At 56.5% G+C, this 11881-nt stretch carries 6 protein-coding genes; all 6 read right to left on the reverse strand.

Features of this window, described 5'->3' with window-relative positions:
• Positions 1-5: 5 nt before the first annotated feature.
• The gene (locus tag RGU44_RS23260; RefSeq protein WP_322278187.1) at positions 6-1601 is read right to left on the reverse strand and encodes an ABC transporter substrate-binding protein; all 1596 of its coding nucleotides are present in this window, start codon (positions 1599-1601) and stop codon (positions 6-8) included.
• A 92-nt stretch (positions 1602-1693) separates the two neighbouring features.
• Positions 1694-3070, reverse strand: a complete 1377-nt coding sequence (locus RGU44_RS23265) for an OprD family porin (protein ID WP_322278189.1) — start codon at positions 3068-3070, stop codon at positions 1694-1696.
• 426 nt (positions 3071-3496) lie between these two features.
• A complete protein-coding gene (locus RGU44_RS23270) occupies positions 3497-5122 on the reverse strand; it encodes an ABC transporter substrate-binding protein (RefSeq protein ID WP_322278190.1) in 1626 nt (541 codons plus the stop codon).
• Positions 5123-5392: 270 nt separating this feature from the next.
• Positions 5393-6994, reverse strand: a complete 1602-nt coding sequence (locus RGU44_RS23275) for an ABC transporter substrate-binding protein (protein WP_322278192.1) — start codon at positions 6992-6994, stop codon at positions 5393-5395.
• 114 nt (positions 6995-7108) lie between these two features.
• A complete protein-coding gene (locus tag RGU44_RS23280; RefSeq protein ID WP_322278194.1) occupies positions 7109-7870 on the reverse strand; it encodes a hypothetical protein in 762 nt (253 codons plus the stop codon).
• 367 nt (positions 7871-8237) lie between these two features.
• On the reverse strand, positions 8238-11774 hold the full coding sequence (locus RGU44_RS23285) for a toxin VasX (RefSeq protein WP_322278196.1): 3537 nt from the start codon (positions 11772-11774) through the stop codon (positions 8238-8240).
• Positions 11775-11881: the final 107 nt, after the last annotated feature.

Genomic DNA, 11881 nt, shown 5'->3' on the forward strand with positions numbered 1-11881 from the left:
TTTATCTACTTCACCCGAGTGGTGGCGAAGTTGTTATTGGTCAGCGGACTGATGTGATAGCCCTCGACATTCTTGCGCATCGCCGTAAACAGTTTGGGGTGGGCCAAACTTATCCACGGTTGTTCCTGGTGAAAAATGTGCTGGGCTTGCTCGTAGAGTACGGCTCGTTCTGCGGGGTCGGTCGTCGCGCGTGCCTTGGAGATAGCTTCTTCGAATGCCTTGTTGCACCAACGGGCGTAATTTTCACCATTTTTTGCGGCGTCACAACTGAGGATCGGTGTCAGGAAATTGTCCGGGTCACCGTTGTCACCTGCCCAGCCGGCGAACACCATGTCATGTTCTCCGTTCTTGGCGCGCTTAAGCATCTCGCCCCATTCCAGAACGCGAATATCCACCTTGATACCTATCTGCGCCAGATCCGATTGCAGCATCTGAGCGCCGACCAGCGGATTCGGGTTGGTGACGGCACCACCGTTACGGCTGAACAGGGTGAACACCTGCCCTTTTGGGACACCGGCTTCTTTCAATAGTGCGCGGGCCTTGTCCAGATCACGAGGTGGATTCTGGATATCTGCAGCGTAGCCGAGAAGCGTTGGCGGATACGGGTTGACCCCTTCGGTGGCTTTGCCTTCACCGAACAAGGCTCTGATATAGGCTTTTTTGTCGAAGGCCATATTGATCGCTTCACGCACCCGCACATCGCTCAAATAAGGGTGTGACGTATTGATCGCAATGTAACTGGTCATCATGGCTTCCATCTCGTCAATCTTGAGATTGGGGTCAGCCTTGATGCTGGCAATGTCGTCAGGTTTTGGATAAAGCGCGATCTGGCACTCGTTAGCCTTGAGCTTTTGCAGGCGAGTATTGTTGTCGAGCGTGATGGCGAAAATCAGCGCTTCGCTGGGCACAGTCCCCTTCCAGTAGTCAGGGTTGGCTTTAAAACGGACCTGTGCGTCTTTGGCGTAGCGAACCAGGATGAACGGGCCGGTGCCAATAGGTTTGCTGTTCAGCTCGCCGGTTTTACCGGCCTTGAGCAATTGATCGCCGTACTCGGCTGAGTAGATCGACGTAAAGGGCATTGCCAAGTCGCGCAGGAAAGGAGATTCAGGACGGGACAGGGCGAACTTGACGGTGTAGTCGTCGAGTTTTTCGACGCTTTTGAGCAGGTCATTAAAACCCATGCTCTCGAAATAGGGGAACCCGAGGAGTGATTTATCATGCCATGGGTGCTTCGGGTCCAGTTGACGCTGGAAGCTCCACAGGACGTCATCGGCATTCATCTCACGCGTCGGCTTGAAGTAATCAGTGGTCTGGAATTTCACCCCGTGGCGCAAGTGGAAGGTATAGCTGAGGCCGTCCGGGCTGATGTCCCAACGTTCGGCCAGACCCGGTGCGGTATCGCTGGTGCCGGGTATGAACGCTACCAGTCGATCAAGGATAGTTTCCGCCGAGGCGTCGGCTGTGACGGCCGTCGAGTACTGCACAATATCGAAACCTTCAGGGCTGGCCTCGGTGCAGACCACCAGGGGTTTGGCTGAAACACTGACGGCGACGCTGAGCAGAGCTAACGCAATCGAGGTTCGTAGAGAAAGCAATTTCATATAGACCCTCCGTAAACACATGAGCGGTGATGGCCTGTGCGGCTGATTGCGGAGGGCTCCGGGTTTCAGCCGCACAAGGCGCTATCGACGATTTAAAGAATGTTGAATGGAATCGTGGTCACCAGACGCAACTCGTTCAGGCTGCCGTCGACTTGGTTCTCACTGGCGCGGTGGGTGGTGTAAGTCGCGCGCACAGTGGTGTCCTTGAGTGGGCCATTCTGCAGGGTGTAGCTGGTGCCGATCCCGTATTCCTGGTGTTTCTCACCGTCCATCTTTTTCACGTCGTAGGCAGTGCCGGTGTAGTGAGTACCGTCGATGCCCCAGCCACGAGCCTCGTACACATTGAATTTCAGCCCTGGTACGCCGTACGCAGCCATGTTCAGCACGTAACCGATCTGGAAGGATTTTTCGTTCGGTCCGTTGAAGTCCGAGAGCAGGGAGTTGGCCAGAAAAATACCGTTGGTCTCGTGGGCGTAGTCGAAGTACTCGTTACCGGCCACTTCCTGGTACGCGAAGGTCAGGCTGTGCGCAAGGTGAGTCGCGGTGAACGACAGGCTGAAGGTGTCGTTGTCGATCGCGCCGAGTTTGCTTTGGCCTGAGTCCTTGGTTTTGTAGTAGTTGAACCCGGTGGTCAGGCCCACGATCGAGGTGTCACCCAGGTCGTGAGTGATGCCGACGTAGTACTGCTTCCAGAAGTCTTCCAGGTCAGATGCGTAGAAGCTGGCCGTCAGGGCTTTGGAGGGTTTGTAGTCGACACCGGCCATGCTCAGGCGGTCGGCGGTGGCGGTGCTGCTGGCGTACTCGGAGCGGAATCGGGTCATGCTCTGTTCGGTACGCGGCGATACGCGGTCGAAACTGCCCGCCTGAAATGACAGGTTGTTGAACTCTTCGCTGAGCAGGCTGAAACCGTTGAAGCTCGAAGGCAGCGCACGGTTGCCAATGTAGGCAATGACCGGCGTGTTCATGGACTGGCGACCGGCGGTCAATGTGCTGTTGGAAATACGCGCCTTGACGTTGCCCAGGCCCATTTTGCTCCATTGGTCGACGGCATCACCGTTGCTATCGGTGAGGGTACGGTTTCCGCCGCCGGCGATACGCGCATGGCCCGCTTCAAGCGCGACTTCGTTGTAAATGGCGACTTCAGTGCCAATCCCGACCGTGCCTTCGGTGAAGCCCGAGGTGTAGTTGAAGATGGTGCCTTGGGTCCAGGTATCACGACGGTTGGTGGGAACTTTTTGGCCGTTTTTTTGATAGCTGAAGAGGTCTTCGCGCGTACTGCGTTCCCGTGCGTAGAAGTTACGGGTGGATCCTGTCAGATGCTGGTCTTCGATAAAGCCTTTGGCGCCGTCTTGAGCGTTGGAGGTACTCAACGTTGTCGGGACGAACGCCTGGCTGGCGTTTTCTGCATGAGCCATGGCGCCCAAGGTGGTAACGGACACGGCTAATAGAACGGTACTGGTCTTTCTCACGATATGAAGCTCCCTTTACTACTTTTATAAGGGCCAGTCTTATGGGTGATCTGGCTTGATGGAACACGGCTAGCGCACGCTTCAATGCCTCTGTGCACGCAAGGCATCAAATCGCCGGAATAGCGTTGCCGGAAGCGAAGATCTCGCCCCAGCGTGAATATCGAGCAAACGACGACGGAACATCCGTGATCCAGACGTGTGCTCTGATCACTCAGTTATGTTCGCCAATAGCAAAGCCATAAGCCTTCGAAGGTATGTTCGTCAGGCCGTCCAGTAAATAGTCCCGAGTGCTTCAGAACTTGTAGGAAACATACCTAGAGAGTGTGGGTAACTGCCGATTCGGCAGTTACCCAACTGACCTGAGTTTCTATAAGTCCCGGAAGTGGATGTCACTGCGCCGTGTATAACAGCGCAGTGACAACACCCTTACTTGCTAACGCTCACACCGTAAAAGGAGTTCAGAGCAAATGGGCTGATCTTGAAGTCCTGCACGTTGCTGCGCATAGGTTGGTAGACGGTGGAGTGCGCGATAGGCGTCATCGGCACGGCGTCTTTGAGGAGGTGTTGCGCCTGTTTGTACAGTTCGGTGCGCTTGGCCTGATCCGGGGTTGCCTTGGCTTGCTTGATGATGGCGTCGTACGGTTTGTCACACCATTTCGAGAAGTTGTTGCCGTTCAGTGCGTCGCAACCGAACAGGGTGCCCAGCCAGTTGTCCGGGTCACCGTTATCGCCGCTCCAGCCAATCAGCATCGCGCCGTTTTCACCCGCTTTGGCGCGTTTGATGTACTCGCCCCATTCGTACGTGACGATCTTGGCCTTGATACCGATCTTAGACCAGTCGGACTGGAGCATCTCGGCCATCAACTTGGCGTTGGGGTTATACGGACGCTGAACCGGCATCGCCCACAGGGTGATCTCGGTCCCTTCTTTAACGCCGGCTTCCTTGAGCAGCGCTTTGGCTTTCTCAGGGTTGTAGCCCGCATCTTTGATGGTGGTGTCATACGACCATTGAGTCGGCGGCATGGCGTTGACGGCCAGTTGGCCCGCACCCTGATACACGGAATCGATGATCTGCTGTTTGTTCACCGCCATGTCCAGCGCTTGACGTACTTTCAGCTGGGCCATCGGGTTTGGCGTGTCGCTGCCCTTGATCTTGTCCATGACGTTGTAAGCGATGTAGCCAAGGTTGAAACCTGCCTGGTGCGGCATTTTCAGCTCTTTGTCCGCTTCGAGCGCTTTAAGATCGGCTGGGCGCGGGAACAGGGTGATCTGGCATTCGCCTTTCTTGAGCTTCTGCATACGCACCGACGGGTCGGTGGTGATGGCGAAGATCAGGTTGTCGACTTTGACGTCTTCAGGCTTCCAGTAATCCTTGTTGCCGGTGTAACGGATGTTCGAATCTTTTTGGTAGCTCTTGAACACAAACGGACCGGTGCCGATCGGCTTCTGGTTGATGTCCTGAGCCTTGCCTTCCTTGAGCAACTGCGCGGCGTATTCAGCGGACTGAATGGACGCGAAGCTCATGGCCATGTTCTGGATGAACGCAGCGTCGACAGTCTTGAGCGTGAACTTGACGGTGTGGTCGTCAAGTTTCTCGACCTTATCGATATTGGTATCCATGCCCATGTCGGTGAAGTACGGGAACTCGGTCGGGTAGGCTTTGCGGAACGGATCGTCTTTGTTGAGCATGCGGTTGAACGTGAACAGCACGTCATCGGCATTGAAGTCACGCGTCGGCTTGAAGTAAGGCGTGGTGTGGAACTTCACCCCGTCGCGCAGATGGAAAGTGTAGGTCAGGACGTCAGGAGAAATGTCCCAACTGGTCGCCAACCCTGGAATGACCGCAGTGCCCCCGCGCTCGAACTGGCTCAGACGGTTGAACATGGTCTCGGCTGACGCGTCGAAGTCGGTGCCGGTGGTGTACTGGCCTGGGTCGAAACCGGCCGGGCTGCCTTCGGAGCAAAACACCAGGTTGGTAGCGGCTTGGGCGAAGGGAGCGCTGGCAATCAAACCTGCGCTGAGTAGAAACGGAATGACCGCGTTTTTGAGCATGGTGGCCTCATGTTGTTGTCATTTTTTAGATAGAGGGTGCGACCTCGTGAGTCGATCCTGCCGATACTTATGCAGGGGCCGTACCCAAAGCAAGATGGTGGCGCCAAGGAATCGTCAAACAGTGGTACGAGCGTACAAGAATGTCGCATTCATGTACGTTCGTGCCTATTTGATCGTTTGCGTGGTTGTTTTCAGAGGAGTTCGCTGCACCGCAGGAGGGCAGCCGGGCGTGTGAAATGCACCCGGTTAGCGCGAGAGTGTTACTGATTGCTATTTATTCAGACTGACACCATAGAACGGAGTCAGGCCAAACGGGCTGAGTTTGAAGTTCTGCACCTCTTTGCGCAGTGGCTGAAATACCTTGGAATTGGCAATCGGAGTAATCGGCACCTGCTCCTTGAGAATGTGCTGAGCCTGCTGATAAAGCCTGATCCGCTCTGCGCGGTCACGGCTCAATTTGGCCTGCTGCACCAGCGTGTCATACGCCGGATCGCACCACTTGGCGAAGTTGCTGCCGTTGACCGCCGCGCAGCTGTAGAGCACGCCGAGCCAGTTGTCAGGGTCGCCGTTGTCGCCGGTCCAGCCATAAATCATCACGTCGTGCTCGCCATTCTTGGCGCGCTTGATGTACTCACCCCATTCGTAACTGACGATGTTGGCCTTGATCCCGATTTTTGCCCAGTCGGCCTGGATCATCTGCGCTGACATTCGCGCATTGGGGTTCGACGCCCGCTGTACGGTCATGGCCCACAGGCTGATTTCGGTGCCCGGCGCGATCCCTGCTTCCTTGAGCAGTTGCCTGGCCTTGGTTGGGTTGTAGGGTGCATCCTTGATCGTGGGGTCATAACTCCACTGGTTGGGTGGCAGGGCGTTTTGCGCGAGTTGCCCGGCGCTCTGGTAAACCGCCTTGATGATCGCCGGCTTGTCGATGGCCATGTCCAGCGCCTGGCGTACCTTGAGCTGATCCAGCGGTTTGTGAGTGACGTTATAGGCGAGAAAACCAAGGTTGAAGCCGGGTTGGCTGAGCACCTGGATGTTCGGGTCTTTTTCCATCAGTTCGATGTCTTGTGGGCGCGGGTAACCGCTGACCTGGCATTCGCCGGTCTTGAGTTTTTGCAGACGCACCGCAGCATCGCTGTTGATAGAAAACACCAGATTGTCGAGTTTCACATCCTCTGGCTTCCAATACGTCGGGTTGGCGCTGTAGCGGATCTGCGAGTCCTTTTGATAGCGCTTGAACACGAAAGGCCCCGTGCCAATCGGCTTTTGATTGATGTCGGCGGCCTTTCCTTCCTTGAGCAACTGCGCGGCATATTCAGCGGACTGGATCGAGGCGAAGCTCATGGCCAGATTCTGGATAAAGGCGGCATCGACGTTGTTCAGGCTGAAACGCACGGTGTGTTCATCAACCTTGTCGACGCTCTTGATCGTGGTGTTCAGGCCCATGTCGTTGAAGTACGGCGACTCGGACGGGTAAGCCTTGCGAAACGGATGATTCGGATCGAGCAGGCGATCAAAGGTGAACAACACATCGTCGGCGTTGAAATCCCGAGTGGGTGTGAAGTAATCGGTGGTGTGGAATTTAACGTTTTCGCGCAGGTGGAAGGTGTAACTCAGGCCATCGCTGGACACCTCCCAGCGGGTGGCCAGGCCAGGTTCGACTTCCGTGCTGCCGCGCTCGAATTGCGTCAACCGATTGAACACGGTTTCGGCCGACGCATCGAAGTCAGTGCCACTGGTGTATTGGCTTGGATCGAAACCTGCAGGGCTGGCTTCCGAGCAGTACACCAGGGTGCTGGCGGCCTGGACGACAGGCGTGCAGGTCAGCAATACGGCGGCGAGGAGCAGTGGTTTAAAGGCAGTCTTGTCCATAGTGGCCTCGAGAAAGTGATGCAAGCGCATCGTCCGGAATCATGCGGCGATGTGGATAGACACAATAAACGCTGAGTTCGTAAAAGCCATCCTTGGGGCGAGAATCGCGAAGCGTCATCCGCGTTTCGCTTCAGCGATCTGCACTTCAACGAAATGCTGAATCAACGAGACCTGCGGCTCTTGCTGGCGCAGGTCTTTGACCATTTTGCTCATGCGCTGCAACTTCTCGCTGGGTTTGGCCCATTCAGCTTCCGGCAGCGGAGCGGACCACGCCTGCATCGCCTCGGGCACGGCGGCGCGGCCCATGCTTTTGATGCGGCGGATTTCCCATTCGGTGAGATGGTTGGGCAGGGTCCAGAGGGTCATGACGTGGTACAGGTACCACCAGAACGGATAACTCCAGCCGACTTCGCCCGCCTTGCGCCGCCGGCGCATGCGTTCGCGAGCGTTGTAGAACGTGTGCAGCCCTTCATGCGGCGGATCGGCGGGGCCTTGCAGGTCGAGAGGGTCCTGAATGTCCTTGAGCGTGTGGACCTCATACTCCATGTACGCGCGAATGGCTTCCCAGTTGCAGATGGCCAACTCAAAACCGGCGCAGTGAAACTCCAGGGTGTACTGCTGATCATGAGGCGGGTGGTAAAAGCCGAGGCCCATGGCGTACTGGATGTTCAGACCGTATTGGGTGACACCTCTGGCCTGGACGACCCACGCCGAGAGTGATTCCCAAGGGACGAAGATCGGTTCGGTCTGGCCTGCGGGGACGAAACAGACTTCACGGCGTTGGCGGTTGAAGCGGGTAGGGACGAGGGTTTCGTATTTTGCGAGGTGGTTGATAGTAGTGATTAGAAATATGGCAAGTGTTATGCCAGCGCCCAAAGCTCCGTATCTCAAGCCAGACGGAATCATATCCAACGTAAAGTTGACAGAGCTTTTTAGATCCTCCCCTACGAGTAGTCCCATTAGGCCGAATATCGCTGGAGCCAGGAAAGCAGTCATACAAAAAAAGCTAAAGGGACCACCTAGTGTTGCCTGCCAACTGAACACCGATGGCGTTCCAAACCCAAACTCCATGTAGGTTTCATTTACTTCACCTACCGCACTTCCGTAGTCCTGAGCCGGCCTGTCGGTGGGCAAAGGAACGGGGGCCAGATAAATAACCTGGCCGCTGGGGAAGTTTTCGATCATCCCGGCATACGGTTCACGACTGATTGGTGGCGGCGCGTCAGGTGGCTGTTTAGCCATATCAGTCGTCCTCCTGTGGCAGGTGGAGGGGATCGATCAGGTAAAAAGTGCATTTCTCCCCTTGAGGTTCAAGGTTCTTATCAGCGATCTCACCGCCTTGGCCGTCGAGAGGTACGCGGAATTGATAAACGTTGAGTAAGTAAACGCCATCCTCGGGGCTAAAGTCTCCGAGTTCAACGGTCACCACCAACTCGTCGCGCTCGGTGGCGGTGGGGCGATACTTGCGAGTGGGCGCCTCAAACTCCAGAACCAGGGGTGTCGCTTGTTTGATCTGCAGTTTTTGGATTAGGGCGTCAGTCGCTACAGTCCAGCGTTCAACGGCGTTGACTCGTGTGGTATGAGTGCGGACTTCATAGCCACCTATCCTGAGCACGGTTTTGGCTTTGCTGTTGCCAAAAGGTTTCATCAAATCGGCGCTGGAGGTGGTGGGCAGGTGCAGCACTATTCGTGTCGCGGGCTGGGTGCCCTGATTATCGGGTTGCTCAGGCCATACTACGATTTTTGGGGCCTTGACCTGAACGTGCAGACTTTTTTGGTACTCGCTTAATGGCAGCGACAAACGTCGATCCGGATCCTGACTCCAGGGTGTCGTTTGCAGCCATCGATCATGGCGACTGAGGTTATAGCGGTTGTAAAACCAGGTGCCCGACAGCTCTAGCGCGGTAATCAGAATACCGGCTACGTTGAAACGGAAAAATACCGTTGCCAAACGAGGTCCCGACACTGCCCAAGCGGTTGCGCGAGCTTCGGGTTGCCAAATAACGGCGAGAATATTCCGTAAAGCCACACCGCTTTGTTGCACCCCGTAAGCATTATTAAAGAATGCGCCGCTATTACCGACCATGCTTAGAGCTGCTCCCGCTTGGGCTCCTGCATTGCCCTCGCGGGTGGCATTTAGCCAATTATCGTGTGAGATATTTAGATTGGTCAGAGCAGCAACCATTCCAGCTGAGTAACCCACAATCCCTAGACCGATGTGTAGTTTGCCCATCTGGACATGAATACCCTTCAACTCAGCCACTTTTAGGTTTCTACCCAATTGAGCTGCGTGAGCACTGAGGGCGGTATCGGCAATCCCTTGGGCGGCCCCAAACCCTGCTGCGGCAGTAGTAAAAAATGGACCCCACAATAGCCCGGTGTCCCTTTTTTGTTCGGGTTGAGCCATTACCTCTTTCCACACCTGCACAAAATTCACCAACTGCGCCGCAAACACCAGTACCCCGGCCCCATCCCCCAACAACCCCGCTGTAGGCGCAACCCTCACCCCCTGCCGATAGTTATCCAGCAACGAGCGCATTTGCGCCTGCTGCTCTGGAGGAAACACCAACGCTAACCCCGGCGTGCCGGCCGTCGCCGTTTGCAGATGAACCGCGCCCTCTGGTAGTTCACGAATCGGGCTCAGCATCCGGGCCAGTCGCTCTTCCAGAACGTTAAGTTTCTGTTGAGTCTCAGGCCGCTGGTTTTCCAGCTCTTGAGCCAGCCAGTGATCTTTTTCCGCACGATAGCGACGGGCATTGTTGTTCAGGGAACGCAGGTATCTACGTTTCGCCTGCACCTCCTTGACCGTCTCACCCAGGGCTTTCAGGTCGTCGGCATCTGCTATTTGAAAGCTGACCTTCTCGCGCCGGGCCGCGTCGAGCAACGAAACCCCGAAGGTCTTGGGCAGGTACCGAAACAGTGCCTCGATGTCCGGCATCTGGCCTTTGTCCAAGGCCTGCATGAAGTCGTGCAGCCCTTGTTGCACGCCCCACTGCACGGCGGGGGCGAGGGTGCCCCAGGCGGCGGTGGCATTGACTTGCGTGGGGTGGGGCAGGGTCTCGATGTCCGGCAGGTGGCCGGCAAACAGCGTTTTCAGCTTCTCGATCCACTCCGGCGCGCTTTTAAGCAGTCCCCAGCCCGCATTGGTGAACAAGGCGAATTGCGCGGCCAGTTCGGTCTGTACGCTCAGCGGCAAGGTAAAAAACAGTGCGCGGCTCTGCTGCGGGTTGCGGTTCAGCCAGGCAACAATGGTGTCGTAGGCAGTGTCACTGCGGCACAGGTCTTTCAAGCAGTCGTATTGGGTGAGCAAGGCGTGATCGATCTGCTCCAGATCGTTGGTGTCGTAATACCAGGCGGCGCGGTGGAAACGGTTGAGGGTGAGCATCTCCAGTCGGTCGTGGGTGATGCGATCAAGCAGGGTGTTCCAATGCGCGAGCTTGGGGCGTTGCGCCTTAAGAAAAGCGTCCATGCGCGGACGGTCGATCAGGTCGTTGATTCCGCGCTGGCCCCAGCGGGCGCCGTACAGCAGGTCTCTTAGCCGCTTATCTTGTTCTCGGTGCAGTTTGACCAGGGTTTGCCAGTGGGTGGCGACAAAGTCGGGGTCGGCGGTGGCGAGATTTTGCTTGAGGTAATACAGCTCGACGGTTTTTTTCAGTTCGTTGACCATGTAGCCATAAGTTCGCGCAGGTCTGGCCTGGATGTTTTTTAGCTGTGCCTTGAGGTCGGCTGGCAGATCCGAATCGGAAGCGTCTGGCAGCGGATTGGCAACAGGATCAAGACTCAGCACCTCTAGCAATGCCTGCCGTGTCTCCCCACGCTGGGGTTCGGGCAGCTTTTCCAGATCAAGCAATAACGCCTTGAGCGCAGGGTCATCGGTGCTCTCGGCCATCTTGCTGAGGTGGGCGGCACTGATCTGGCTCAGCGATTCGATGTAGCAGCCCAGCAAGTAATCACGCTCCGTGTGGCCCGCTTCCTGACCGCTGCGGGCCCAGTCATCGATCCAGCCCACCACCTTGTCCTGATAGTTCGCCAGGTCGCGCATCACGCCGATATCGTCGCGCACGGCGAGGAACAGGAAGTCGCTTTTGTGATCATCGCTGACCTGGCTGGTCAGCTCCTCGATCAAGGTCTGACGAAACAGCGGTGGGTGTTCCCACAGATACGGAATGTTTTCTTCCGGGGTAAGGCCTTGATGAGGGGCATCGTGATCCTGCACCACCTCGGCCAGCCATTTCTTCGCGTGCCGCTCATGCAGCAGCGGCGCGACGATGTGTTCGCTGTTGACCGGCGCAAGGTCGATGCACTGCATGAAGTGCTCGCGCTCGGTGGCGCTATCGAGCACCTGCCGGCACTTGGCGACGGTCCACTGCACCTCCGAGTAGGCGACATGCAGGACGCTGCTCTTGGAGAAGATCATTTCGGGAGGATCGCCCAGGGCGAGGGTCCGGTGATCCTCTTTGACCTCCTTGCCGTCGAACAGCCAGTGTTCCAATGACCCCTGCTTGATGCTGTACTCGTTCAGGCCGGTGGCGCTGTCGATCACGTACAGATAACCGTCACGCAACATGCGTAGACCCAAGGGGCGGCTTTGCAGCGTGTAAGGCATCGCCAGATCAGCGCTCGGATCGAGACCGTCTTCAACCAGGCCGTAACGTACCGGCAGCAGGTGAATGGTTGTTTGCATGAGTGGGCAAACCCCGACTTCGCCGAAGGGCGTGGCGCTTTTGGCTTGGGCGACCAGATTGGCCAGATGACCGCGAGGGGTCATGAAATCGGTCATGGCTGGCCCCCGGCACGCTGCCAGAGGAAATCACCCAGTAAAGCAAGTTGTGGCTTTTTTGCCGTGGTCGAACTCATGAGCACAGTTCTTCGCGTTTATCGAAAGCG

This window comes from Pseudomonas sp. 5C2 (genome assembly GCF_034314155.1).
Taxonomy (GTDB): domain Bacteria; phylum Pseudomonadota; class Gammaproteobacteria; order Pseudomonadales; family Pseudomonadaceae; genus Aquipseudomonas.

Bases quoted from the DNA above. Each gene is read 5' to 3' on its own strand.
- RGU44_RS23285 (WP_322278196.1), bottom strand. From the start codon at position 11,774: ATGACCGATTTCATGACCCCTCGCGGTCATCTGGCCAATCTGGTCGCC.
- RGU44_RS23275 (WP_322278192.1), bottom strand. From the start codon at position 6,994: ATGGACAAGACTGCCTTTAAACCACTGCTCCTCGCCGCCGTATTGCTG.
- RGU44_RS23270 (WP_322278190.1), bottom strand. From the start codon at position 5,122: ATGCTCAAAAACGCGGTCATTCCGTTTCTACTCAGCGCAGGTTTGATT.
- RGU44_RS23260 (WP_322278187.1), bottom strand. From the start codon at position 1,601: ATGAAATTGCTTTCTCTACGAACCTCGATTGCGTTAGCTCTGCTCAGC.